Source organism: Aeromicrobium sp. 9AM (genome assembly GCF_902506105.1).
GTDB lineage: Bacteria > Actinomycetota > Actinomycetes > Propionibacteriales > Nocardioidaceae > Aeromicrobium.
This window is the reverse complement of record NZ_LR733303.1, coordinates 901097-926450: the sequence shown is the minus strand read 5'-3', so window position 1 is coordinate 926450 and position 25354 is coordinate 901097. Positions and strand designations below refer to the sequence as shown.

Genomic DNA, 25354 nt, shown 5'->3' with positions numbered 1-25354 from the left:
TCACTCCACCGACTTGATGCGGCGCAGCAGCGCCACGTTGATCACCGCGAAGACCGCGATGATGAGGAACAGGACCCACGCGACGGTGGAGGCGTACCCGAAGCGCTGACCCGTGAAGGCTTGCTGCACGAGATACATCGCCACGGTCTGGTACTGACCGCTGTTGCCGCCCGAGATCGCGTTGACGCCCGAGCCGAACAACAGTGGCTCGGTGAACAGCTGGATGCCGCCGATCGTGGCGACGATCGAGACGAAGATGATGGTCGGCCGGAGCATCGGCACGGTGATCGACCAGAACTGCCGCCAGGCGGAGGCGCCGTCGATGCGGGCCGCTTCGTAGAGCTCCTTGGGCACCGACTGCAGAGAGGCCAGGAGGATCAGGGCGTTGTAGCCGGTCCACCGCCAGTCGACCATGACCGAGATGGCAAACCAGGACGACCAACGGTGCCCCTGCCAGTCGATCGGGTTGACTCCCAGGTGACCCAGCCCCCAGTTCACGACGCCGTAGTCGCGGGAGAAGATCAGGCCGAAGATGATGCCGACGGCCGCCACCGAGGTCACGTTGGGCAGCAGCACACCCATGCGCCAGAACGTCCGGGCCCGCAGCCTGGCGTTCAGCACCTGCGCCAGCACCGTCGCCAGGATCAGCTGGGGAATCGTCGCCAGCAGGAAGATCCCGACGGTGTTGGTCAACGCCCGCCAGAAGTCCGAGTCGTGGAAGAGCTCGCGGTAGTTGGCGAATCCGACGTATCCCTGGTCACCGGCCAGCAGGCTCCAGTCGTGCAGGGAGACCCAGGCGGTGTAGATCAGCGGGAAGAGCCCGAAGATCGCGAAGACGATGAAGAAGGGGGAAATGAAGGCGTACGGGGCGACGCGGGCCTCGGTCTTGGCGAACCGATCGCGAATCCTCAAGTGAGCTCTCCTGGTGGGTCCGGTGCCTGCGCCCGCTGGAGGACAGGCGCAGGCACCGGAGACGTGGGTCGTACGAGTTGGTCGTGCTCAGCCGGCGCCTCACCTGGGTGAGGCGCCGGCCGGAGCCTACTTGGCGGCCTTCTCGGCAGCCTTCACAGCAGCTGGCCAACCCTTCGACTCGGAGCGATCGCCGCTCTCCACACTGCGGAGGACGTTCTCGAACGCATCGCGCACCGGGACGTTCTTGGCGCCGAGATAGACCGGCTTCAGGTTCTTCGCACCGGCCACGAACAGCTGGCCGATCGGAGCATCGTTGAAGTACGGGTTCTTGGCGTCCTTGAGCTCCGGCGTGTCATAGAGGGCAGGCAGGGACGGCAGTCGACCCTCGCTCTTGAAGGCACCCATCTGCCCCTTGTCACTCGCCAGGAACTTGATCAGGTCGATCGCTTCCTTCTGGTGCTTGCTGGACTTGGGCACCGCGAGCCACGATCCGCCCCAGTTGCCGCCGCCGCCGGGCACCGTGGCGATGTCCCACTTGCCGGTGAAGGCGTCGCCCGCCTGGCCCTTGATGTAGCCGGTCATCCAGGCCGGGCACGCGATGGTCGCGAACGAGCCGTTCTTGAAGCCGGCGTTCCACTCCTTGGTGAAGGCCTGGACCTTGGCGGTCAGCTTCGCGTCGATCATCTTGTTGGCCAGGTCCCACGCGTTCTTGACCGCGGGGTTCGAGTCGACGACCAGCTTGTTGTCCCGGTCGAAGTACGTCTCGTCGCCACCCTGCATCAGGATCGAGTTGTAGACGTTGGTGGCCGCGTCGATGAAGTGGATCTTGTCGTCCTTGATGCCGGTGGTGAACTTCTCGCCCGTGGCGATGAAGTCGTCCCACGTCGGCCAGAGCTTGGCGACCTCTTCGCGGTCCGTCGGCAGCCCTGCCTTCTCGAACAAGTCACGGCGGTAGCACATCGCCAGTCCGCCGACGTCCGTGCCGAGCCCGATCGTGGTCTTGCCGTCGGCACTCGTCGTCGCGTTGGCGACGTACGGGAGGTAGGCGTCCTTCAGCTCGTTGTAGCCGTGGTCCTGGAGGTTGACGAACTTGTCGGAGGCCTGGAGGAAGTTGACCGTCTGGCCCTCCTCGATGGCGACGACGTCACCGGCGGCCGCGTTGGCCGCGATCTGCTGGCTGAGCTTGGTGTTGTACTTGCCGAGGTCACCTTCGGCCGTCTCCACGATCTTGACGCCCGGGTGGTCCTTCTCGTACTGCTTGTAGAGGTCCTTGTAGCCGAACTGGCCGAACAGGTTGACCCGCAGGGTCACGTTCCCGCCCGAGCCTTCGCTGTCGGATCCAGATCCTCCGCAGCCGGCGGCGAGCACGCCCACCACGAGGGCTGAGGCCGCGGCGGCGGCGATGCGCTGTGTGCGATTCACGTCGTACCTTCCTCCGGCTCCCTCGGTGGGAGCGCTTCCATGGGAGTATGAGGTAGGTCACAGGCGGAAGTCAATGGATTTTTGGGAGCGTTCCCAAATTTGTTGTCCGAAATGACAATTTCATGCTGGCACTCGCCGGAGAGGTGCCCCGTCAGCGTTCGGAGGCGGGCAGCTGCAGGTTGGCGTGGACGGCTCGCCAGACGGTCTTGGGGCTCTCCCCCGCGTCCAGGGCCTCGCTGGCCGTGCGCCCGCCGAGCTCGCTCATGACGTGACCGTCGGCCCACACCCGGGCGTAGCCGCGACCGAACTGCTGCTCCATGCGGAGCCAGAACTCGCTGTGCTTCAAGGTCAGGCGGCCGAGGCCGACACGTCACCGGGAGTGATCGACGAGATGCTCGCGATCTGCGCCTCGGCGGCTTCCTCGACCTCGAGGAGTGAGCTGACGTCGAGCAGCACTTTGGAGAGCGGGACCTCGAGGGCCGCAGCAAGGGCGGCGAGCAGCTCGGAGCTGGCTTCCTTCTGGCCGCGCTCGACCTCGGAGATGTAGCCGAGGCTGACCCGGGCCTTGCCCGAGACGTCACGCAACGTGAGTCCCTGGGACATCCGCCGGGCGCGGAGCACCTCGCCGACGAGCTGACGCATCGCGGTCATCGGGTCCCTCCGTCCTGGCGTGCCATGTGTGGTTCAACCCCGATCGGATCGAGATTCTTCCCCCAGCCTAGCGACCAGCCATGACAACAGCGCATCGACGGTCTGACTTCGAATCGTGTCGCGGTCGCCGGTGAGGCCGAGCTGCGTCGTCCAGACGTCCGCGGGACCCGCCACCGCGACGTGCACGGTGCCGGCCGGCTTGCCTTCGGACGGCCCGGGGCCGGCGACACCGGTGGTGGACAGCCCGTACGTCGCACCGAGACGATCACGGACTCCGCGTGCCATCGCGAGCGCCACGTCGGAGGTGACCGTGCCCTCACGGGCAAGCAGGTCCGCATCGACGCCGAGCAGCTCGGTCTTGAGTCCCGGTGCGTACGCCACGACGCCGCCGCGGACGACGTCAGAGGCGCCGCTGACGCTGACGAGCGTCGCGCAGAGCAGGCCGCCGGTCAGCGACTCGGCCGTGGCGACCGTCGCCCCCGCCGACCTGAGCGCGTCGACGACGTCGGCCGCCAGGGTCACTGTCCCGCCGCGGCCTTGGACTCGCGGCGCAGCGTCTGCGCGTCGCGGACGTACTGGACGGCCGTGCTCAGCGTGATCGCCAGCGCTGCTGCCATCACGACGTTGGTCACCCAGATCATGACGTCGCTCGGGGTGTCCTTCCAGTCGCTCGGCGCGTTGTTCCACAGGTCGAACGGCAGGAGGTATCCGCCGATCGCGACCGCCTGGAGCGTCGTCTTGATCTTGCCGCCCTGGCCGGCCGGCATGACGCCGTGCTTCTTGACCACGAACCGCATCAGCGTGATGCCCCACTCGCGGATCAGGATGATGATCGCGACGGGCCAGAAGATCGGGTGGATGATCGCGATGCCGACGAACGCCATGCCGGTCAGCGCCTTGTCTGCGATCGGATCGGCCAGCTTGCCGAAGTTGGTGACCAGGTTGTGCTTGCGGGCCAGGTCGCCGTCGATCTTGTCGGTGATCATCAGCAGACCGAAGGTCACCCATGCCGCGATGCGGTAGTCGACCGACTCCCCGCCGTCCTTCAACAGGAGCCAGCCGAAGACCGGGACACCGAGGATGCGCAGCACCGTCAGCGCGTTCGCGATGTTCAGGTTGCTCGGCTCTTGTGCCGCTGCCATGAGTCCCTCTCCGTGGCTTGAACCAACGCCTCAGTATGCGGCAGCCGAGCGGCGACGCGCCAACTGGACCTCGGCCTCACCCGGTGAGACATTCGTCGCAAGACCGAGCGGCGCGGTGTAGAACCTCGTGCCGTCGCGGCTGACGACCTTGACGCGTGGGTCGAAGCGCAGACCGATCCGCGGCTCGACCTTGATCTCGCCCATCTCGCTCCACAGCAGCCCGACCCAGCCTTCGCGGGCCATCATGCGTACGCCGTGGTCGTCGGCGACGAACAGCGGCGTGCGCGCGTCGCGGAGTCCCCGGAGGTGGAGGAGGCCCAGCAGCGCGAACACCGCCGTGAGTACCCACAGGAGAGGCTTCTCGCGGTCGTACGCCAGCCAGCCGTAGCCTGCGGCCACCACGAAGCACGCGACCGCCAACAGCGCGTAGAGGCTGGTACGCCTGCGGATCTCGAACGGCTCGGGCATCGACCTAGCCGCTCTGGATGCTGGCGAGGACCTGTTCGAGGTCGTCGGCCTTGACCAGGACGTCGCGCGCCTTGGAGCCCTCGCTGGGCCCGACGATGCCGCGACTCTCGAGGATGTCCATGAGGCGGCCGGCCTTGGCGAAGCCGACGCGCAGCTTGCGCTGCAGCATCGACGTCGAGCCGAACTGGGTCGTGACGCACAGCTCGATCGCCTGCAGCACGAGGTCCATGTCGTCGCCGATGTCGTCGTCGATCTCGCGCTTCGCCGCTGCCGGCGCGGTGACGTCCTCGCGGTAGATCGGCTGCAGCTGCGTCTTGCAGTGCTCGACGATCGTGTGGATCTCGGCCTCGGTGATCCACGCGCCTTGCATGCGCATCGACTTGTTGGCGCCCATCGGCAGGAACAGGCCATCGCCCTGGCCCACGAGCTTCTCGGCGCCGGGCTGGTCCAGGATGACGCGGCTGTCGGTGACCGACGATGTGGCGAACGCCAGACGGCTCGGCACGTTGGCCTTGATCAGGCCGGTGACGACGTCGACGGAAGGTCGCTGCGTCGCGAGCACCAGGTGGATGCCGGCGGCGCGCGCGAGCTGCGTGATGCGGACGATCGAGTCCTCGACATCTCTGGGAGCAACCATCATGAGGTCGGCGAGCTCGTCGACCACGACCAGCAGGTAGGGGTAGGGAGCCAGCACGCGCTCGCTGCCCGCGGGGAGGCGGATCTTGCCGGCCCGGACGGCCTTGTTGAAGTCGTCGATGTGCCGGTAGCCGAAGTTGGCCAGGTCGTCGTAGCGCATGTCCATCTCGCGCACGACCCACTGCAGTGCCTCGGCAGCCTTCTTGGGGCTCGTGATGATGGGCGTGATGAGGTGCGGGACGCCCTCGTACGCCGTCAGCTCGACCCGCTTGGGGTCGACCATGATCATCCGCACCTCTTCGGGCGTCGAACGCATGAGGATCGAGGCGATCATGGAGTTGACGAACGACGACTTGCCCGAGCCGGTGGCACCGGCGACCAGCAGGTGCGGCATCTTGGCGAGGTTGGCCACGACGTAGCCACCCTCGACGTCCTTGCCGAGGCCGATGACCATCGGGTGGTGATCGCTGCGCGCCTTGGCCGACCGGAGGACGTCGCCGAGCGACACCATCTCCTTGTCGACGTTGGGGATCTCGACACCGATCGCGGACTTGCCCGGGATCGGCGACAGGATGCGGACCTCGTTGGACGCCACGGCGTACGAGATGTTCTTGGACAGCGCAGTGACCTTCTCGACCTTGACCGCAGGGCCGAGCTCGACCTCGTAGCGGGTCACGGTCGGGCCGCGGGTGTAGCCCGTGACCGTCGCGTCGATCTGGAACTGCTCGAGGACCTCGGTCAGCCGCTCGACGACCTCGTCGGAGGCCTTGGAGCGCGCTTTGTGCGGCGATCCCTCGCGCAGCATCGTGCTGTCGGGCAGCGAGTAGACGACGTCGCCGGACAGGGCGAGCTGCTCGGCACGTGCCGGGATGGGCTCCATCGGCGGCCGCTCGACCGGAACTGCGTCGTCGACCTCGTCGTCGGCGTCGAACACGCGCGCGGGAACCTGGCGGTCCTCGTCGGGTCCGTCGACCAACGGGTTCTCGAAGGGCTCCTCGTCGGTGACGACCGCGGTGCGGGGATGCTTGCGCTTCTTGGGCTCGGGCTCCGGGGCCTCGTCCTTGTTGCGTCCGAGCGCCTTGTCGCGGACCTCGCGAAGGCGTGCGGGGACGGCGTAGACAGGCGTGTTGGTCACGACCAGCAGGCCGAAGACGACGACGAGCACCAGGATCGGCGACACGACGAAGGCGCTCTTGAGCAGGTCCATCGGGATCGCGGAGAACAGGAAGCCGATCGCTCCTCCGGCCTCTCGCATGGCGTCGGGATCGGGGTCACCGGGGCGCGGCACGTCGTGGGCGATGTGCACGAGACCGAGGATGCCGCCGCTGATCGCGGCCCAGCCGATGACCTGGCGGCCGGCGGGTCCGTTGCGGTCGGGATGACGGAGCGTACGCCAGGCGACCACGACGAGCAGGATCGGGACGGCCCACGCCAGGACGCCGACCGCACCTGCGGTGGCATCGCGCACGACGTTGCCGATCGCACCCGGCATGTCGGACCACACGGCGCCGGCGACGACGACCGCGAGACCGAGGATGCCGAAGCCGACACCGTCCCGGCGTTGCTCAGGGTCGAGGTCCTTCGCACTGTGACCGATGCTGCGGGCGATAGCGCCCACCAGCCCGGCGATGCCGAGCCACATGGCCGTCGACGCACGCAGGAGAGCGTTGAAGACAGCAGCAATCGGACCAGGTCCCGTGCGTCGCGCCGCGGGTCGGCGGGCTGCAGGCTTGCGGGTCTGCGGCTTGCGCTTCTGTGCGGGCTTCTTGCGGGCCTGGCTGCCGGACGGCCGCTTGCGCGGCGGGGAAGACGTTCGGGTCGCCATGGACAAAGGTTAAAGCACAGGTCGAAGGTTTCACTGCAGGCTCGCGTGAAATCTGTGTGACGCCTGGGGCTACTGGTGCGCGAGGCGTGGGCCCGGATCGCTCCCGACAGGCGACCAGGCTCCCCTCGACCTGGCCCTGGCCAGCACGAGACCCACGATGCGGGCGTCCGGCGGGCCACCATCGAGCAGCGGCTCGGTGACGACGTCGGCGCCGGCTGCGGCGATGTCGTCGTACACGTGGCCCGGGGTCAGCAGGTACGTCGACACGACGACCCGCTGCCCGTACGCCCGGGCGACGTCGACCGCGTCGGCAAGGGGCGTGTCGGGGCCCCCGAGCGTCCCGACATGCACCCGCCCACCCCAGACCGCGCTGAGCAGGCGCGCCGCCTTGCCGATGTCGCCGACGGCGCGGCTGTCGGTCGCGGTGTCGGCCGCCAGCACGATCGTGTCGTGCGACCGGGCGCCGGCCTCGACGAGACGCTGGACGCCGATCTCCGCGAGCACCCAGTCGGGTCCCAGCGGCGGGGTGACCGTGACGGCCGGATCGAGATGTGACGCCTGAACGATGTCGACGCTGACCGGCTTGTCGTACGCGAGCATGAGCGGCACGATCGCCCGTGGCCCCGAGGTCTCCCCCACGACTTCTGCGACGGTGGGCTCCTGGACGTCGACGAAGGCGTCGACGACGTCGAGGTCCTGCGCCTCGCGCCGGACAGCGTTGACCAGGCCGGCCAGCGCGCCACGGCCACGCGCGCTCTCGGCCCCGTGAGCGCACAGGATCAGCGTGCGGTTCACCAGGACCCCTGAGCCCTGCCGACCGGGGAACCCGAGATGTCCGCGGTTGGGAGCCAGGTGAGTCGGTGCGCCTCCGCCGTTGCGTGAACGGCGGAGGCTCCCGAATCTGCGGCCTGGGGACTTCCTCCGGACCACCTCGAGGTGTCAGCGCGTCTCATGCCTCACCTCTCGATCGTCGACGAGGGTTTCCCCACCAGCACCTCCACTCTCCGGCGTGCCTGTTTCGCAGCGGTTAACTGAGTGGCGAGGTTTGGTTACATCTGTTCTCTGACGCGGTGTGACGTCGAGGCGGCCGCCCAGTCGAGCACTCCTGCCGCGTCGGCGAACCGGTCGAGGACGAGCGAGACCATCTCGGGAGCGACGTCGAGGCCGTCGAGCACCGGCCGCGTCACGGCGTCGGCCCCGCACTCGCGAAGTCGGTCATGGAAGAACCCGGGGGCCATGAGATAGCTCGCCACCACGACGCGGCGGCCCGAGCGGGCCACGTCTCGCACGATCTCGTCGATCGGCGTTCCGGTGCCGCCGACGTAGCCGACCGGCACCGGCGATCCCCAGGCGGCGCCCAGCTGTCGCGCCGCGGCGTCGACGCTCTGGCGCGCACGTATGTCGGTCGAGCCGGCGGCCCCCAGCACGATCACGTCGTCCTTCGTTGCTCCTGCGTCGGCGAGACGGCCGCGCAACACGTCGGTCAGTCGTGGGTCGGGACCCAGCGTCCCGGACGCGACGACTCCCGGCCGGTCGGCCGCCTGACGGATGTCGACGTGCACGTGGAAGCCGGGGGCGAGCAACAGCGGGACGACGACGGCGAGCCCGTCGATGTCGTCGACGACGTCGGCCACCGATGGCGTCTGGACGTCGACGAACGCCTCGCGTACGTCCAGGTGTGGCGACGCCTCGCGGACGGCCTCGACCAGTGCCGTGATCGACGCCTGCGCGGCCGGCACGGCCGTGCCGTGGCTGGTCGCGACCAGTGAGATCGTCATGCGGTGTCCGCGACGGCGAGCCGGTAGCCGCGCTTGACGACGGTCTGCACGATGGGCTGGCCGACGGCCTCACGCAGCCGGGCCACGGCGACCTCCGCCGAGTGCGGGTCGCCGGACTCCCCAGGCAGGACCGCGAGCAGCTCCTCGCGGGAGCGCACGGAGCCGGGCTCGCTGGCCAGGGCGCGCAGGATCGCGAGGCCGCTCGGCGACACGGGCAGGACCTCGTGGTTCAGCGTCGCCGCCGTCGCGCGTACGCGGAGCTGTCCGGCGGGTGTCGACACGCTCTCCGACGCATCGCCGAGATACATGACGAGCGCGCGGACGAGCGCACCCAGCCTCGCCCGGTCGGGCAGCAGCGGGTCGAAGCCGGCCGCGCGCAACGGATCGGCGGTAACGGGGCCGACGGCGGAGAGGACCAGGCGCCGATCCTTCTCGAGCCGGCGCAGGTCGTCCTCCACCCCGGCCTCGTTGACCGCTGCCAGCCAAGCGGCTGCGCCCGGTGCCGAGGTGAAGACCACGGCGTCGTACGAGCCGGCGGCGGCATCGCGCACCGAGCGTTCGACAGCAGACGGGTCCGGGGGTGCGCCCCAGCGATAGACGACGAGACCGAACGGCCTGCCGCCGGCTGCGCGGAGCCGCTTCTCCAGGCCGTCGTCGCCCGCACCGTGGTGCTGCACGGCGATCGACATGCCCTTGACGCCTTCGGTGGCCAGGAAGTCGGCGATCTCCGCGGAGGTCTCGGACTCGGCGACCCAGTCCGGCACGAGCCCGGCCGCCTGGAGCGCGCCGCGCGCCTTGGGCCCGCGGGCGATCAGGCGTACGGACTGGAGCGCCTCGACGAGCTCATGGCCCATGCCGGCGGCCTCTGCCGTGTCGAGCCACCCGCGGAAGCCGATGCCGGTGGTCACGACGACGATGTCCGTGCCGGTGGCGATCATCTGCCGGGTCTGCGCCAGCAGAGTGTCCTCGTCGATGTGGGACTCGACGCCCAGCGACGCCGCGATCGTCACGTCGGCGCCCCGACGGCCGAGGGCGAGCGAGAGGTCAGCGGCCCGGCGCTGCGCGGTCACCAGGATCTGGGTGCCGGCCAACACCGGCCCGAGTGCGGTCACGCTGCGCCGCTCCTGGCCTCTACCTGGACCTCGACCCAGCCGTCGGAGACCCGCGTGGGCCAGACCTGGAGCGAGACCTCGGGGTCGTCGAGGCACTGGCCGGTCAACAGGTCGAACGACTGCTTGTGCATCGGCGAGGCGACCGTCGGCGTTCCCTTGCGGCTGCCGACCAGCCCGCGAGCCATCACGTTGGCGTGGCTGAACGGGTCGAGGTGGTCGACCGCGTGGACCTCACCGGAGTCGCTCAGCCGGAACAGTGCCACCTGGTGTCCACCGATCAGCGCTGCGGCACCACGGTCAGGCACGAGCGCATCGAGCTCGCACACGCGCTGCCACTCAGTCATACGGTCACCTCCGCGTCACGTACTGGAATCGTTGCACCGGCGATCAGGACGGCGCGCTCCTCGTCGTCGGCGGGCCGGCGCTGACCGCGTTCCTCGACATATACAAGATCCGGGTCGGGTGTTTCAGGCGCGTTAACGAATGATGCGAACCGAAGAAGTTTCTTCTCGTCGGCAAGAGTCGCCGCCCATTCGTCCTCGTACGTGTTGACGTGCGCGGCCATCGCGGCGTCGAGATCGGCGGCGATGCCGAGGCTGTCGTCGAACACGACAGCGCGTACGGCGTCGATGCCACCCTCGATCGACTCGAGCCACGGCGCCGTGCGCTGCAGCCGATCGGCGGTGCGGACGTAGTACATCAGGAACCGGTCGATCGCCTGCACGAGCTCCTCGGTGCTGAGGTCCTCCGCGAACAGCTGCGCGTGGCGGGGCGTGAACCCGCCGTTGCCACCGACATACAGGTTCCAGCCCTTGTCGGTCGCGATGATGCCGACGTCCTTGCCGCGGGCCTCGGCGCACTCCCGCGCGCATCCGGACACCGCGAGCTTGAGCTTGTGCGGAGACCGCAGGCCGCGGTAGCGCAGCTCGAGGTCGATCGCCAGCGTCGTCGAGTCCTGCACGCCGTAGCGGCACCAGGACTGGCCGACACACGACTTCACGGTCCGCAGCGACTTGCCGTACGCATGCCCGGACTCGAAGCCGGCGTCGACGAGCCGCTTCCAGATCTCGGGGAGCTGCTCGATGCGGGCACCGAACAGGTCGATGCGCTGGCCGCCGGTGATCTTGGTGTAGAGCCCGAAGTCGGCCGCGACCTGGCCGATCACGATGAGGCCGGCCGGGGTCACCTCTCCACCGGGGATGCGCGGCACGACCGAGTAGGTGCCGTCCTTCTGCAGGTTGGCCATGACGTGGTCGTTGGTGTCCTGCAGGGTCGCGTTCTCGCCCTCGAGCACGTGCCCCTTGCCGAGCGAGCCGAGGATCGACGCGACGACCGGGCGGCAGATGTCGCAGCCGCGGCCGGTGCCGTGCTTGTCGATGAGCTCGCTGAACGTCGAGATCTCGCTGACCCACACGATGTCGAACAGCTGCGCGCGGGTCACCGAGAAGTGCTCGCACAGGGCCGTGCTGACCTCGAGGCCCTCCTCGGCCATCTGGGTCTCCATGAGCTTCTTGACCAACGAGACGCACGAGCCGCAGCTCGTGCCCGCCTTGGTGCACTGCTTCACGGCCGCTATGTCGGTGCACTGGTGGTCCGTCACGGCGCCACGGATCGTGCCTGCGGTGACGTTGTTGCACGAGCACACGTTGGCGTCGTCGGGCAGCGAGCTGCCGCTCGGCGGCTCCATGCCCTCCGGCAGCAGCCATGCGGTCGGATCGCTGCCCAGGGCGCGGCCGACCATGGGCCGCAGGTTCGTGTACGCGCTGGCGTCACCGACGAGCATGCCGCCCAGCAACGTCTGCGCGTCGTCGCTCATGACGAGCTTCTTGTAGACGCCGGCAGTCGGGTCGGCGTAGACGACCTCGAGCGACCCGTTGGTCGCGGCGAACGCGTCGCCGAAGCTCGCGACGTCGACGCCCAGCAGCTTGAGCTTGGTCGACAGGTCGGCGCCCTCGAACGTCGCGTCGCCGCCCAACAACCGGTCGGCGACGACCTCGGCCATCGAGTAGCCGGGGCCGACGAGACCCCACACGCGACCGGCGATGTGCGCGACCTCGCCGATCGCGAAGATCGAGTCGTCGCTGGTCGTGCACGCCTCGTCGGCGATGACTCCGCCGCGTTCGCCGAGCTCGAGCCCAGCCTCCCGCGCGAGCTCGTCCCTCGGGCGTACGCCGGTCGCGAAGACCACGACGTCGGCCGGGATCTTGTCGCCGTCGGCGAACTGCATGCGGGTGACCTTGCCGTCGCGGCCGGCGCGCAGCTTGGACGTCGCGGTGGACGTACGGACGGTGACGCCGAGCTGCTCGATGATCCGGCGCAAGGCACCACCACCGGCCTGGTCGACCTGCAGCGGCATGAGCCAGTCGGCGAACTCGATCACGGTCGTGTCGGCGCCGAGGGCGGTGAGCGCGCCGGCGGCCTCGAGGCCGAGCAGGCCACCGCCGACGACCGCGCCCTTGACCTTGCGACCGAGCACGGCCTCGCGGTCCAGGACCCAGGCGCGGAGCTCGGCGACATCGTCGACCGTGCGGTAGACGAAGCAGCCGGGCAGGTCCGATCCCTCGACCGGCGGCACCGTCGCGTACGAGCCGGTGGCCAGCACGAGCCGGTCGTAGTCGAACGTCGTGTTGCGGGCGCGGATCTGCTTGGCCTCGCGGTCGATCGAGCTGACGATCGAGCCGCGATAGAGACGTACGCCGGGACGCTTCCAGAGCTCGCCGTCGCCGAGGAGCAGGTCCTCGGGGTCGCGGTCGGAGAAGAACGACGTGAGGGCCACCCGGTCGTACGGAGGCCGGGTCTCGTCGCCGAAGACCTCGATGTCCCAAGCCTCGTCGGCACCCCGTTCGACCATCGCCTCGACGAGGCGGTGGGCGACCATTCCGGCGCCGACGACGGCAAGCTTCTTCTTCTGGGTCATCATGCCTTCCACGCTAGGAATTCCAGATTTCACAACAGGGGTCTCCGTGTTACCTCGACGGAACGGTTGTCTCACGCGTCGCGTCGGCGGGCTGTGAGATCTCCGGCGGATCGGTCTCCTGCAGCCAGTCGACGATGCCGCAGACGAGCTTCTTGCAGCCTCCACAGCCGGTCGTCGCGAGCGTCGCGCCGGCGAGCGCCTCCACCGTCGTGGCGCCGCCGTCCCACGCGTGCACCAGGTCGCCCTTGGTCACGCCGTTGCAGCGGCACACCGTGGTCGCCGCGGGCATCGTGGTCGGCGACGCGCTCTCGACGACGCCCATCGAGCCGGTGCCCATCAGCAGGTGCATGGGGTCGACCGGCAGCATGCCCGGCCGGTCGAACTGCGTCGACAGATGAGCCGCCAGGTCGGGCGCGCCGACGCACGTCACCCCGACGAGGGTGTCGCCACGCGCCACCAGCTCGACGTATCGGCGTTCGCGCGGGTCCGACAGGGTCACGACGCGGTCCCGCTCGACCGCGGTCGACGCCCGTACGCCCATCGTCACGACGCTCATGCCGACTGCCTTCAGTCGCATCGCCGAGCCCGAGATCGGCGGCAGCTCGAGCTCGGTGTCCTGCGCGATGCTGCGGGCCAGCGCCCGCGCCTGCGCCCAGCCGGGAGCGACCAGGCCGCTGACGCCGCTGGGGGTCTCGGCGCAGTCGCCGATCGCGGAGATGCGCGGGTCCTGGGTCGTACGGAGGTCGTCGCCGACGACGATGCCGATGTTGGTCTCCAGGCCGGCGGCACCGGCGAGGCTGGTCTCGGGCGCGGTGCCGGCGGCGAGGACGACCAGCCCGGCGGGGTACGACGTGCCGTCCGCAAGGCGCACCGCGGTGACCCGCCCGTCCGTGACGCCGACCGACGCGATCTGGGCGTTGCCGACGAAGTCGATGCCAAGATCCTTGGCGGCATCCTCGGCGACCTGGGCGACCGACGCGTCGAGGTCGCGATCGAGCATCGTCGGCATGATCGACATGACCGTGACGTCGACACCGCGGTGCTGCAGACCGCAGGCTAGCTCGATGCCGAGCGGTCCGCCGCCGATCACGACGGCCGTGTCGACGTTGAGCGCTGCCGCGGAGATGTCCCGCGCGTCGTCGAGGCTGCGCAGCACGTGGGCACCGCGCGGCAGGCCGTCGCGGAGTCCGGGGATCGGGATGACCCGGCCCCTGGCGCCGGTGGCGAGCACGAGGTGGTCGTAGTCGAAGTCACCCTGTGCCGTCACAACGCACTGGCGCTCGCGGTCGATCTCGAGCGCCGCGACTCCCGGACGTACGCGGACCCTGCCCTCGTCGGGTGTCGGCAGCGACAGGCCGGCGAGGTCGACGCGGCCGGCGACGAGCTCGGTCAGCAGCACGCGGTTGTAGGGCTCGTAGGACTCTTCGCCGAGCAGGTCCACGTCGACATCGGGGGCGATGCGCCCCAGCTCGTCGACGAAGCGGTTGCCCACCATCCCAGCACCGATCACCACAACCTTCATTCCGCGACCTTTCTGATCTGGACTGCGCACACCTTGAACTCCGGCATGCCCGACACCGGATCCGTCGCGGAGTTGGTGACGGCGTTGACCATGCCCTCGTCCGCGAAGTGGAACGGCACGAACACCGTGTCCGGCCGGATGTCGGGGCTGATGCGTGCCTGGGCGACCATCGACCCCCGCTTGGACGTGATCCGGATGTCGTCGATGCCCTCGATGCCGATGCGTTCGGCGAGCATCGGGTGGATCTCGATGTACGCCCGAGACATCGAGTCGTTGAGCTTCGACACCCGCCGGGTCTGCGCGCCGGACTGGTAGTGCTGCAGCACCCGTCCCGTGACGAGCCAGACCGGGGCCTCGGCCCGCAAGGCGTCGGCTGGACCGACCGGGCGTACGGCGATCATCGTGGCGCGACCGCTCGGCGTCGGGAACGAGTCGGCGAACAGGCGGGGCGTGCCGGGGTGGTCCTCGGACAGGCACGGCCAGTAGAGCGCCTCTCCGGCGTCGAGCCGGTCGTACGAGATGCCGGCGTAGTCGGCGCGGCCACCGGCACTCGCGCGCCGGAGCTCGTCGTAGACCTCACGCGGCTCGGTCGCCCACGTGCTGGGCGCGTCGAGCCGGTCGGCGAGCGCCGAGAAGATCTCGAGCTCAGAACGTACGCCTTCGGGGGCTTCCACGGCCTTGCGGCGGCGCAGGACGCGGCCCTCGAGGCCCGTCATGGTGCCCTCCTCCTCGGCCCACTGCGTGACCGGGAGGATGTAGTCGGCGAGCATTGCGGTCTCGGACGGGATGAAGTCGCACACCACGACCAGGTCGAGCGACTCGATGCGGCGGCGTACGGCATCGGCGTCCGGCGCGCTGACCAGGACGTTGCTGCCGTGCACGAACAGGGCGCGAGGACCGTCGGGCATACCGAGGCTCATGAGCAGCTCGACTGCCGGGACGCCGGGCCCGGGGAGGATCTCGGGATCGACACCCCACACGCCGGCCACGTGCTCGCGGGCAGCGGGATCGGCGATCATCCGGTAGCCGGGCAGCTGGTCGGACTTCTGACCGTGCTCGCGGCCGCCCTGGCCGTTGCCCTGACCCGTGATCGCGCCGTAGCCGCCACGCTCGGCACCCACGAGACCCAGCGCCAGGGCCAGGTTGATGACTGCAGTGACGGTGTCGGCGCCGTCGACGTGCTGCTCCGAGCCACGACCTGTGAGCAGGAACGCTCCCTGGCCACCGCGATGCGGGCTGGCGTCGGCCAGCGTGCGGGCGATGCGGCGCAGCTGGGTCTCGGCAACGCCAGTCGTCGCGGCGACCCGCTCGGGCCACCACTCGGCAACGCTGCGGCGTACGGCATCGACACCGTCGACGCGCGCGGCGAGGTAGTCGTCGTCCGTGAGCGACTCGGCGAACACGATGTGCAGCAGCCCGAGGATGAACACCAGGTCGGTGCCGGGGACCAGCTGCACGTGCTCGCCGGCGCCGTCCTCGGTGAGCTTGGCGGTGGCGCTGAGCCGCGGGTCGACGACGATCAGCCCGCCGCGGTCGCGCACGCCGCCGAGGTGCTGGACGGCCGGTGGCATCGTGTCGGCGAGGTTGCTGCCGAACAGCATGATGACCTGCGCGTCGTTGAGGTCGGTCAGCGGGAACGGCAGACCACGGTCGATCCCGAGCGTACGGTTGGCGGCCGCAGCGGCCGAGGACATGCAGAACCGGCCGTTGTAGTCGATCATCCGCGTACGCAGGGCGAGCCGGGCGAACTTGCCGAGCTGGTAGGCCTTCTCGTTGCTCAGGCCGCCACCACCGAACACCGCGATGCCGTCGGGGCCGTCAGCTGCCTGGATGGCCTGGACGCGGGCGGCGATGTCGTCGAGTGCCTCGTCCCAGCCGACCGGTTCGAACCGATCCTCGCCCCTTGAGCCTGTCGAAAGGACTCGGCGAAGAGGTGACGTGACGCGGTCCTGTGCCCTCAGGAGCTCGGCGCTGGTCCAGCCCTTCTGGCACATGCCGCCGACGTTGGTGGGGAACGCCCGCGGCTCGGCGGCGATGGGATCGCCGCCGAGCTTCTGGGCGCACTGCAGGGCGCAGTACGGGCAGTGGGTGTCCGTCACGCGGGGTCCCCGGCGAAACGTGTCCCTCGGGACCACTCTCGCGACTGCTCGACGCGGGGGGCGCGTTTCGCTGGGGTGCTCATACGCCGACTTTCGTCATGAGCGACTTCGGGCGGAGGTAGAAGACCCACGTCACGGCGAGGCAGATCACGTAGAACACCGCGAAAACGATGAACGCGTTCTTGACCGCTGCGACCGGGTCGTCGACCCACGGGGAGCTGAACGTGATCGGGATCAGGAACCCGCCGAGAGCACCGACCGCTCCGGCGATGCCGATGACGGCCGAGGCCTCCTTGGTGGACTTCTTCTCGGCGGCGGCCCGCTCAGGCGTGCCGTCGGCGCCGGTCTGGAGTGCATAGCTCTTCCAGATCAACGGGATCATCCGGTACGTCGAGCCGTTGCCGATGCCGGTCGCCGCGAACACGAACAGGAACGCGATCAGGAAGAACGGGAAGATGTCGGAGTTGTGGTTGACCGCCGAGACGACCTCGGGGGTGAAGCCGGGGAACGTCGACGGGTCCTTGGCCCAGGCGGCGAGCTTCTCCGGCGGCGCCGTCGGGACCGTCTTGAGCTGCGTCAGCGTGTAGAAGACCGTCAGCGTGCCGATGATCATGACGATGAACGTCACGAACGTGACCTTCGCGCCGCCGTACTTGTCGGCCAGCCAGCCGCCGACGGGACGCGTGAGCGAACCCACGAGAGCGCCGAGGAAGGCGTAGTAGGCGAAGTTGATGCCGATCGACGCGGTCGGGACCGGCGAGCGGAAGAAGTTGATCTTGATCAGCAGCGGCATCGCAGCGGAGTAGCCGATGAACGAGCCGAACGTGCCGATGTAGAGGAACGACATGATCCACGTGTGCTTGTACTTCACGACGGCGAGCTGCTCGCGGGGCTTGGAGTAGGCGGCGCTGAGGTTGTTCATGAAGGAGTACGCCGTGATGGCCGCGACGACGGCGAGAGCCGCGTACAGGTAACCCGCACGCTGGAGCACGATTCCGCTCTGGCTGGCCTTGACCAGGCCGAACGCGCCGGCGCCACCGACGATGATCGGCAGGAAGAACTGGATGACCGAGACGCCGAAGTTGCCGCCCGCGGCGTTGAGGCCGAGCGCCGTGCCCTTGAGCCGGGTCGGGTAGAAGAAGTTGATGTTGGCCATCGAGGAGGCGAAGTTGCCGCCACCCACGCCGGCCGTCGCGGCGATCACGATGAACACCCAGAACGGTGTGTCGGGTCGCTGCACGAAGAACGCGAACAGCAGCGTCGGGATCACCAGCATCAGGGCGCTGAACACCGCGAAGTTGCGGCCGCCGAACTTCGGCACCGCGAACGTGTAGGGCAGGCGGAGCAGCGAGCCCACGAGGTTCGGGACCGCGACGAGCCAGAAGAGCTGCTGGGGGGTGAAGGCGAAGCCGGCCTTGGTCAGGAGGGCCGCGCTGACGCTCCACAGGAGCCACACCGAGAAGCCGAGGTGCTCACCGAAGATCGACCAGATCAGGTTGCGCTTGGCGACCGCACGACCGGTGGACTCCCAGAACGCGGGGTTCTCGGGCTCCCACTCGTCGATCCACTTGCCGGTGCGGCGCGCAGCGGCCGGTGGGGTCGGCTGTTGTTCTGGAGGACTGCTGACGACACTGGTCATGGAACGCTCCGTGGTCATGGACCCGGCACTGCGCCGGATCTGTAACCCTGAAACTAGGCAGCGCGTGTTTCAGACCAGCAGACCTCGCGATGAGAACGACGTAACACTGTCCGCACAGTCATGTGGGGCCTGGTGTGAGAACTCGCGAGCACCCGGCCCGGCCCCTAGGCCGAGGAACGAGGCCGGGAGGGAGCTGGGGGTACCCCCGCGAGGTCTGCGAGCAGGGGGCGGAACGAGCGACCGAAGGGTCGTGAGGTCCAGGCTCGCTCAAGCTCAGCGTCCCACGACGCTTCGCTCGCAGAGCTCGCTCCCGTTCGGCCGCGGGCGGCCTCACTAGCGAACGGGATCGTACTCAGGCCTCGATGACGACCGGGAGGATCATGGGGCGGCGGCGGAGCTTGCGACCGACGTACGAGCCCAGGACCCGGCGGACGACCTGCTGCAGCTGACGCGAGTCGTGGTTGCCCTCGGCCATCGACTCCTCGAGCGCCGAGACGATCTTGGGCAGGATCTCGTCGAACGCCGAGTCGTCCTCAGCGATGCCGCGGGCGTGGATCTCGGGGCCGGACACGATCTTGCCGTTGGTCGAGTCGACGACCACGACGACGGAGATGAAACCCTCCTCGCCGAGGACCCGACGGTCCTTGAGCTCGGAGTCCGTCAGGTCGCCGACCGACGAGCCGTCGACGTACACGTAGCCACACTGCACGGCGCCCGTGATCGAGGCGTGACCGTCGACCAGGTCGATGACGAATCCGTCCTCGGCCAGCAGGACGTTGGGCACGCCGGTCGCGGTCGCGAGCTTGGCGTTGGCGTGCAGGTGACGGATCTCGCCGTGCACCGGCAGCACGTTGGTGGGCTTGACGATGTTGTAGCAGTAGAGCAGCTCGCCCGCGGATGCGTGGCCCGAGACGTGGACCAGGGCGTTGCCCTTGTGGACGACGTTGGCGCCGAGCTTGGTGAGCCCGTCGATGACGCGGTAGATCGCGTTCTCGTTGCCGGGGATCAGCGAGGAGGCGAGCAGGACAGTGTCGCCGGGCTCGAGGCTGACCTGCTGGTGGCTGTTGTTGGCCATGCGCGACAACGCGGCCATCGGCTCACCCTGCGAACCGGTCGACATCAACACCATCTGGTGCGGCGGAGCGGCATCGATCTTGTCGACCACGACGCCGTCGGGCACGTGCAGGTAGCCCAGCTCGCGCGCGATCTGCATGTTGCGCACCATCGACCGTCCGACGTACGCGACCTTGCGGTTGTGCTTGGCGGCGGCATCGATGACCTGCTGGACGCGGTGGATGTGCGACGCGAACGACGCGACGATGATGCGCCGGGTGCTGCTCGCGAACACTGCGTCGATGGCCGGCGTGATGTTGCGCTCGGACGTCGTGAAGCCCGGCACCTCGGCGTTGGTCGAGTCGGTGAGGAACAGGTCGACGCCCTGCTCGCCCAGACGCGCGAACGCCCGCAGGTCCGTGATGCGGCCGTCGAGCGGCAGCTGGTCCATCTTGAAGTCGCCGGTGTGCAGCGCGACGCCGGCCGGCGTCTTGATCGCGACGGCGAGGGCATCCGGGATGGAGTGGTTGACCGCGACGAACTCGAGCTCGAACGGCCCGAACGACTGGACGTCACCCTCGGTGACGACGTACTTGGGCGCCTCCTTGAGGCGGTGCTCCTTGAGCTTGGGCTCGAGGAACGCCAGCGTCAGCTGCGAGCCGATGACCGGGATGTTGTTGCGCTCGCGCAGCAGGTAGGGCACACCGCCGATGTGGTCCTCGTGGCCATGGGTCAGCACGATGCCGACGATGTCCTGGAGGCGGTCACGGATCGGGCCGAAGTCGGGCAGGATCAGGTCGACGCCGGGCTGGTGCTCCTCGGGGAACAGGACGCCGCAGTCGACGACCAGCAGCTTGCCGCCGTACTCGAACACCGTCATGTTGCGGCCGATCTCGCCGAGCCCGCCGAGCGGGATGACGCGCAGGGCGCCTTCGGGGAGTGCGGGAGGCGGATCGAGCTCGAGGTGCATGTGGCTCATTCAGAAGCTTTCAGAGAAGGCCCGAAGCAACCAGGCCGTCGCGAACGATCGCGACTTCCTCGTCGGTGGCTTCGGGGAGTGGTGAACGCATCGTGCGGTGGTCGACCACTCCGAGAAGCTGCAAGGCAGCCTTCGACGTGATCGCACCCTGCGTGTGGGTCATCATCGCCTTGACGGCGGGAAGCAGTCGGTCGTTGATCGTGCGTGCGGTGGCGAGGTCGCCGGCATCGACCGCCGCGACCATCTGGGCGTACGCGGCGGCGGCGGCGTGCGAGACGACGCTCACGATGCCGCTGGCGCCCATGGCGAGCCACGGCAGGTTGACCGGGTCGTCGCCGGAGTAGATCTTGATGCCGGTCTCGTGCATGAGCCAGGCGCCCCGGTTGAGGTCGCCGAGCGCATCTTTCATGGCGATCACGAGCGGGTGGTCGGCCAGCTTGGCGTAGGTCTCGTTGGCGATCGTGACGCCGGTGCGGCCGGGGATGTCATAGAGCATGACGGGCGTGTCGTCGCCTGCCCGTGCGACTTCCTCGATGTGCGAGAGGATGCCCGACTGCGGGGGCTTGCTGTAGTACGGCGTCACCAGCAAAAGGCCGTGCGCACCGGTCTTCTTGGCCTGCTCGGCCAGCTCGACCGAGTGCCGGGTGTCGTTGGTGCCGACGCCGGCCACGACGGTGGCGCGGTCTCCCACGGCCTCGAGCACGGCTGCCAGCAGGCGTCCGTCCTCGGCGACCGTCGTCGTCGGCGACTCGCCGGTCGTCCCGCTGACGACGAGTCCGTCGCTGCCCTGGTCGACCAGGTAGGTCGCCACCTTCTGCGCGTCGGCAAGGTCGAGCTCACCCTCGCGGGTGAACGGCGTGACCATGGCGGTCAGCACGCGCCCGAAGGGCGCAGCCTCGGTGGCGAGCGGCGACGTCATACCCACGAGGCTACCGCTTGAGCCGGTGTCGGCGGCGACCGGCAGGATGAGCACGTGGACGAAGACATCTACGACCTCGACACCGCATCCGTGCCCCGGGGCGACGGCGTTCGCGACCTGACGTTGACGGACCGGTGGAACACGCCGCTCGGCAAGCCCAACGGCGGCTACATCCTCGCGGCGATGCTGCGTGGCCTCGGCGAGGAGATGGGTGCCGACGACCCGATGGTGGGCGCGATCACCTACCTCGCCTCCCCCGAGACGGGGGCGGCCGAGCTGCGCACGAGCTCCCTGCGACATGGTCGCCGTGTCCAGACCGGCGAGGCGGCGCTCTGGGAGGGCGACCGGCACATCGCGCAGCTCCTGGCGAGCTTCGGCTCCCGCACGGGTGGGCGGTCGATCGAGCTGGGCGCTCCCCCGGCGCTGCCGGCCCCCGACGACTGTCTCGATCCCAAGGACTTCCCCGACGCGATGCCGGCCTCGACCATCTTCGACCGGGTCGACTACCGGCTGGGCTCGGCACCGGGCTGGGCGCTGGGCCAGCCCAGCGGTGACCCCACGGCGGAGATCTGGCAACGCCTCACCGGTGGCCGCGAGATCGACCTGCCGGCCCTCGCGTTCCTCTGCGATTCGTACGCCCCGCCCGTGCTCGAGATCGGCGAGGCGCAGTCGATGTCCGTGCAGCTCACGGTCCACCTGCACCGCCGCCCGGTGCCAGGTTGGATCGCGACTCGCCTGACGACCCGCCACGTCATCAACGGCTTCCACGAGGAGGACTGCGAGCTGTGGGACGAGGCCGGCAACCTCGTGGCCCAGAGCCGCCAGCTCGCGATCCTCCTGTAGCCCCAAGAGGGGCGCGCCCCAAGATTTGGCGGGAGAGCAACCGTTTCGGCGCCGCACGCGGACTCAGACGGTTGATCTGCCGCCACATCACGGCCGGCGCCCGGTCGGTCAGGTGCGGTCGTAGGTCGCGATGTCGTACGTGTCGTAGGTGTCGCGGCTGGTCTCGGTCCAGGCCGACCAGTCGAGGTCGGGGAACCAGGCGTCGCCATCGGGCGCCAGCCGTACGTGCGTGACGACCATGCGGTCGACGAGACCCTCGGCCAGCGCCTCGGCGTAGACCTGGGCGCCGCCGATCAGGAACACCTCGTCGTCGCGGCCCAGCGCCAGCGCCAGTGCGTCGGTCAGCGTGTGCGCGACCTCGACCCCCGGAGCATGCCAGTCGGGGCTGCGGGTCAGCACGATCGACGTACGACCCGGCAGCGGGCGACCGATCGACTCGTACGTCGTGCGGCCCATGACGATCGGGTGACCCATCGTCAGCGTCTTGAACTGTTGCTGGTCACCGGTGCGCGGCCAGGGCATCTCACCGTTGTTGCCGATGACTCCGTTGGACCCGATCGCCACGACGATCGTGACCGTCATACGGCGATCGGGGCCTTGATCGCGGGATGCGGGTCGTAGCCGGTCACCTTGATCGAGTCGAGGGTGAACCCGTCGATCGACGTGACGGACGGGTCGAGCCACAGCTCGGGCAGGTCGCGGGGCTCACGGGTGAGCTGCTCGCGCGCCTGGTCGAGGTGGTTGACGTATAGGTGCGCGTCGCCGAGCGTGTGCACGAAGTCGCCGACCTCGAGACCCGTCACCTGCGCGACCATGTGGGTCAGCAGCGCGTAGGAGGCGATGTTGAACGGCACGCCGAGGAACACGTCGGCCGATCGTTGGTACATCTGGCAGGACAGCTTGCCGTCGGCGACATAGAACTGGAAGAACGCGTGGCAGGGCATCAGGGCCATGGCGTCGAGCTCGGCGACGTTCCACGCGCTGACGACGTGGCGGCGGGAGTCGGGGTTGGCCTTGATCTGCTCGATCACGGCGGCGAGCTGGTCGATGTGCTGACCGTTGGGGGCAGGCCACGAGCGCCACTGGTAGCCGTAGACCGGTCCGAGGTCGCCGTTGTCGTCGGCCCACTCGTCCCAGATCGTCACCCCGTTGTCGCGCAGGTAGCCGGTGTTGGTGTCGCCCGCGATGAACCACAGGAGCTCGGCCACGACCGACTTGAGGTGCACCTTCTTGGTCGTCACCAGCGGGAAGCCCTCGCTCAGATCGAACCGCATCTGGTGCCCGAAGACGCTGCGCGTGCCGGTGCCCGTGCGGTCGCCCTTGGCGACCCCTTCGTCGAGGATCCGCTGGACGAGATCGAGGTAGGCCCGCATGTCCGCAGACTATCAATCCCAGCCGACAGATCGTGTGCGAAACTCTCACCATGCCGAGCGCTGAATACGACGCAACTCCCAAAGAGGTCCGCAACTTCGCCCTCCTGCAGATCGGGCTGGTCGGCGGCTTCCTGGTGCTGCTGTTCTTCATGTTCGGTGGGTCCGACGCCGACTACCCGCCGGCGTGGCTTGCCGTCGCCCTGGTCGTCCCGATCGCCATCGGCGCGTTCTTCGCCGAGCGGGTGTGGCTCACTGCCTCACCTCTGCCGGTCGACGCGCCGCCGCACGACCTGCGCAACGAGGCGGTCGGCGTGTTCGCGGCCCAGACGGTCCGCAAGTTCTTCTACTGCTTCGCCACCCTCCTGCCTGCCGGAGTCGTGACGTTCGTCGGCGACTACGGCGGATGGCCCTTGGTCATCGCCGGGTTCCCCGGACTCGCGGTCATCGGCTGGGAGACCTGGCCGAGCCTGCGCAACATCTCGATGACCGCGGCGATGCTCGACTCGCAAGGTGCCGAGTCGCACCTCGTCGAGAGCTTCCTCGAGGCATGACGGGGCCCACCGCCGACGTCAGCGCACGTCTGGCCTGGCCGGACGACGCGACTTCGATCGTCCGCGTCCAGCTGGCCAGCTGGCGTGAGAGCTACGCCGACCTGATCCCGGCCGAGGTGCTCGAGTCTGTCGACCAGAACGAGCTCGCCGAGCGCTGGACCACCACGCTCAGCTCGCCCAAGGACGCGCGCATGCGGGTGCTCGTGGCGCTGGAGCGGGCCGCCGTACGCGGATTCGCCCTCGTGCACCCGTGCTACGACCCCGACGCCGACCAGGTCGCCGACGGCGAGATCGGCGAGTTCGTCATCGACCCCGAGCACCAGCGTGCCGGGCACGGATCGCGCCTTCTGCAGGCCGCGATCGACACCCTCGCCGCCGACAAGTTCACGCGTGCCGTCTGGTGGGTCGGCTCGACGGACGACGCGCTGCGGACGTTCGTCACGGAGTCCGGCTGGGAGCCCGACGGCGCCCACCGCGAGCTCGCCACCGAGACCGGGGAGACCCTCAAGCAGATCCGGCTGCACACCGCCATCGGATGACCACGGACCGCTCCGTCATCGTCGACTCCCTGGGAGTTGGCCTGGCCACGGGCGCGTACGGCGTCTCGTTCGGCGCGATCTCGACGACCTCCGGGCTCGACGTCCTGCAGACCTGCGTGCTGTCGCTGCTGGTGTTCACCGGCGCCTCGCAGTTCGCGTTCATCGGCATCATCGCGTCCGGCGGCAACCCGGTGACCGGCGCGCTCACCGCGGTGCTGCTCGGCAGCCGCAACCTGTTCTACGGCCTGAGCCTCGCGCAGAGGCTCAACCTCAAGGGGGCTCAACGTCTCGCGTCGGCGCACTTCGTGATCGACGAGTCGACGGCCATGGCGGTCACGCGGGAGAACACCCGGCAGAGCCGGCTGGGCTTTTACTGGACCGGTATCTCGATCTTCATCCTCTGGAACCTCATGACGTTCGTCGGCGCACTGGCCGGCGAGAAGATCGGCGATCCCCAGACGTACGGACTCGATGCGGCGGTCGGCGCGGCCTTCCTCGGGCTCCTGTGGCCCCGGCTCACGTCGTGGCACGCCCGCCTGGTCGCGCTGTTCGGGGCGGCCGTCGCCCTCGGCCTCGTGCCGCTCACCGCCGCCGGCCTGCCGATCATCCTCGGCGGGGGTGCCGCCGTCGTGCTCGGCATGCTGTGGCGCCCGAAGGCGGCAGCATGACGTCGTTGTGGGTCGGCATCGTGATCATGATCGTGGGCTGCTTCGCCCTCAAGTACGCCGGCCTGTCCGTGCCTGAGCGAGTGCTCGACCACCCGACGACCAAGCGCGCCGCCGACCTGATCCCCGTGGCGCTGCTGGGCGCCTTGATCGCGGTGCAGGTGTTCGCCGACGACGGATCGCTCCGCATCGACGCGCGCCTGCTCGGGCTGGTCGTCGCGGGTGTGCTGCTGTCGCTGCGCGTGCCGTTCCTGCCGGTCGTGTTCGCTGCGGCGTTGGTCGCCGCCCTGGTACGCCTGCTCTGACGGT

25 protein-coding genes are annotated in these 25354 nt (G+C 69.0%); 5 read left to right on the top strand and 20 right to left on the bottom strand.

The window, feature by feature from the left end; translation table 11 throughout:
* The 18 genes from BOSE46_RS04620 to dapA form a co-directional block, all read right to left on the bottom strand.
* Nucleotides 1-912, bottom strand: a complete 912-nt coding sequence (locus tag BOSE46_RS04620) for a carbohydrate ABC transporter permease (protein ID WP_159538690.1) — start codon at nt 910-912, stop codon at nt 1-3.
* Nucleotides 913-1038: 126 nt separating this feature from the next.
* Nucleotides 1039-2334 (bottom strand): extracellular solute-binding protein, encoded by a 1296-nt coding sequence (locus BOSE46_RS04615; RefSeq protein WP_159538688.1) that lies wholly within the window; start codon nt 2332-2334, stop codon nt 1039-1041.
* 151 nt (nt 2335-2485) lie between these two features.
* Nucleotides 2486-2680: a DUF3046 domain-containing protein gene (locus BOSE46_RS04610; protein ID WP_159538686.1), complete on the bottom strand. Its 195-nt coding sequence runs from the start codon at nt 2678-2680 to the stop codon at nt 2486-2488.
* A gap of 2 nt (nt 2681-2682) precedes the next feature.
* On the bottom strand, nt 2683-2985 hold the full coding sequence (locus BOSE46_RS04605; RefSeq protein ID WP_056214796.1) for a helix-turn-helix domain-containing protein: 303 nt from the start codon (nt 2983-2985) through the stop codon (nt 2683-2685).
* A 33-nt stretch (nt 2986-3018) separates the two neighbouring features.
* Nucleotides 3019-3507 carry a CinA family protein gene (locus BOSE46_RS04600; RefSeq protein WP_159538684.1) on the bottom strand — a complete coding sequence of 163 codons (489 nt, stop codon included), beginning with the start codon at nt 3505-3507 and terminating at the stop codon, nt 3019-3021.
* Entirely contained in the window at nt 3504-4127 is a 624-nt protein-coding gene (gene pgsA, locus BOSE46_RS04595; protein ID WP_159538672.1) for a CDP-diacylglycerol--glycerol-3-phosphate 3-phosphatidyltransferase, read from the bottom strand. Before pgsA ends, BOSE46_RS04600 begins: the two co-directional genes overlap by 4 nt.
* 30 nt (nt 4128-4157) lie before the next feature.
* Nucleotides 4158-4595: a hypothetical protein gene (locus tag BOSE46_RS04590; RefSeq protein ID WP_159538670.1), complete on the bottom strand. Its 438-nt coding sequence runs from the start codon at nt 4593-4595 to the stop codon at nt 4158-4160.
* A gap of 4 nt (nt 4596-4599) precedes the next feature.
* Nucleotides 4600-7056, bottom strand: a complete 2457-nt coding sequence (locus BOSE46_RS04585) for a DNA translocase FtsK (RefSeq protein WP_201299520.1) — start codon at nt 7054-7056, stop codon at nt 4600-4602.
* Nucleotides 7057-7125: 69 nt separating this feature from the next.
* Nucleotides 7126-7851 carry a sirohydrochlorin chelatase gene (locus tag BOSE46_RS04580; RefSeq protein WP_159538668.1) on the bottom strand — a complete coding sequence of 242 codons (726 nt, stop codon included), beginning with the start codon at nt 7849-7851 and terminating at the stop codon, nt 7126-7128.
* A 254-nt stretch (nt 7852-8105) separates the two neighbouring features.
* Nucleotides 8106-8834 (bottom strand): sirohydrochlorin chelatase, encoded by a 729-nt coding sequence (locus tag BOSE46_RS04575; protein WP_159538666.1) that lies wholly within the window; start codon nt 8832-8834, stop codon nt 8106-8108.
* Nucleotides 8831-9946, bottom strand: a complete 1116-nt coding sequence (locus tag BOSE46_RS04570) for a uroporphyrinogen-III synthase (protein WP_236551614.1) — start codon at nt 9944-9946, stop codon at nt 8831-8833. Before BOSE46_RS04570 ends, BOSE46_RS04575 begins: the two co-directional genes overlap by 4 nt.
* Nucleotides 9943-10290, bottom strand: a complete 348-nt coding sequence (gene nirD, locus BOSE46_RS04565; RefSeq protein ID WP_159538664.1) for a nitrite reductase small subunit NirD — start codon at nt 10288-10290, stop codon at nt 9943-9945. The genes BOSE46_RS04570 and nirD overlap by 4 nt, the downstream gene beginning before the upstream one ends.
* The gene (gene nirB / locus BOSE46_RS04560; RefSeq protein ID WP_236551613.1) at nt 10287-12866 is read right to left on the bottom strand and encodes a nitrite reductase large subunit NirB; all 2580 of its coding nucleotides are present in this window, start codon (nt 12864-12866) and stop codon (nt 10287-10289) included. Before nirB ends, nirD begins: the two co-directional genes overlap by 4 nt.
* A 46-nt stretch (nt 12867-12912) precedes the next feature.
* Nucleotides 12913-14385, bottom strand: a complete 1473-nt coding sequence (locus BOSE46_RS04555; RefSeq protein ID WP_159538662.1) for an FAD-dependent oxidoreductase — start codon at nt 14383-14385, stop codon at nt 12913-12915.
* Nucleotides 14382-16484 (bottom strand): molybdopterin oxidoreductase family protein, encoded by a 2103-nt coding sequence (locus BOSE46_RS04550; RefSeq protein ID WP_159538660.1) that lies wholly within the window; start codon nt 16482-16484, stop codon nt 14382-14384. The genes BOSE46_RS04555 and BOSE46_RS04550 overlap by 4 nt, the downstream gene beginning before the upstream one ends.
* A 79-nt stretch (nt 16485-16563) precedes the next feature.
* Nucleotides 16564-18123 (bottom strand): MFS transporter, encoded by a 1560-nt coding sequence (locus BOSE46_RS04545; protein WP_159538658.1) that lies wholly within the window; start codon nt 18121-18123, stop codon nt 16564-16566.
* A gap of 352 nt (nt 18124-18475) precedes the next feature.
* Nucleotides 18476-20155, bottom strand: coding sequence for a ribonuclease J (locus BOSE46_RS04540; RefSeq protein ID WP_159538656.1), 1680 nt, complete (start codon nt 20153-20155; stop codon nt 18476-18478).
* Between the two features lie 10 nt (nt 20156-20165).
* On the bottom strand, nt 20166-21074 hold the full coding sequence (gene dapA, locus BOSE46_RS04535; protein WP_159538654.1) for a 4-hydroxy-tetrahydrodipicolinate synthase: 909 nt from the start codon (nt 21072-21074) through the stop codon (nt 20166-20168).
* A 54-nt stretch (nt 21075-21128) separates the two neighbouring features.
* Here dapA and BOSE46_RS04530 point away from each other — a divergent pair, with 54 nt between their 5' ends.
* The gene (locus BOSE46_RS04530) at nt 21129-21917 is read left to right on the top strand and encodes a thioesterase family protein (protein ID WP_159538652.1); all 789 of its coding nucleotides are present in this window, start codon (nt 21129-21131) and stop codon (nt 21915-21917) included.
* Nucleotides 21918-22025: 108 nt separating this feature from the next.
* Here the strand turns inward: BOSE46_RS04530 and BOSE46_RS04525 are convergent, their stop codons facing one another.
* On the bottom strand, nt 22026-22499 hold the full coding sequence (locus tag BOSE46_RS04525) for a dihydrofolate reductase (RefSeq protein ID WP_159538650.1): 474 nt from the start codon (nt 22497-22499) through the stop codon (nt 22026-22028).
* Nucleotides 22496-23290: a thymidylate synthase gene (locus BOSE46_RS04520; protein ID WP_159538648.1), complete on the bottom strand. Its 795-nt coding sequence runs from the start codon at nt 23288-23290 to the stop codon at nt 22496-22498. The genes BOSE46_RS04525 and BOSE46_RS04520 overlap by 4 nt, the downstream gene beginning before the upstream one ends.
* Before the next feature lie 50 nt (nt 23291-23340).
* Here BOSE46_RS04520 and BOSE46_RS04515 point away from each other — a divergent pair, with 50 nt between their 5' ends.
* From BOSE46_RS04515 to BOSE46_RS04500, 4 genes are read left to right on the top strand one after another with little or no spacing between them, the layout of a single operon-like run.
* On the top strand, nt 23341-23841 hold the full coding sequence (locus BOSE46_RS04515; protein ID WP_159538646.1) for a hypothetical protein: 501 nt from the start codon (nt 23341-23343) through the stop codon (nt 23839-23841).
* The gene (locus BOSE46_RS04510; RefSeq protein WP_159538644.1) at nt 23838-24380 is read left to right on the top strand and encodes a GNAT family N-acetyltransferase; all 543 of its coding nucleotides are present in this window, start codon (nt 23838-23840) and stop codon (nt 24378-24380) included. The genes BOSE46_RS04515 and BOSE46_RS04510 overlap by 4 nt, the downstream gene beginning before the upstream one ends.
* On the top strand, nt 24377-25048 hold the full coding sequence (locus BOSE46_RS04505) for an AzlC family ABC transporter permease (RefSeq protein WP_159538642.1): 672 nt from the start codon (nt 24377-24379) through the stop codon (nt 25046-25048). The genes BOSE46_RS04510 and BOSE46_RS04505 overlap by 4 nt, the downstream gene beginning before the upstream one ends.
* A complete protein-coding gene (locus tag BOSE46_RS04500; protein WP_159538640.1) occupies nt 25045-25350 on the top strand; it encodes an AzlD domain-containing protein in 306 nt (101 codons plus the stop codon). Before BOSE46_RS04505 ends, BOSE46_RS04500 begins: the two co-directional genes overlap by 4 nt.
* Nucleotides 25351-25354: the final 4 nt, after the last annotated feature.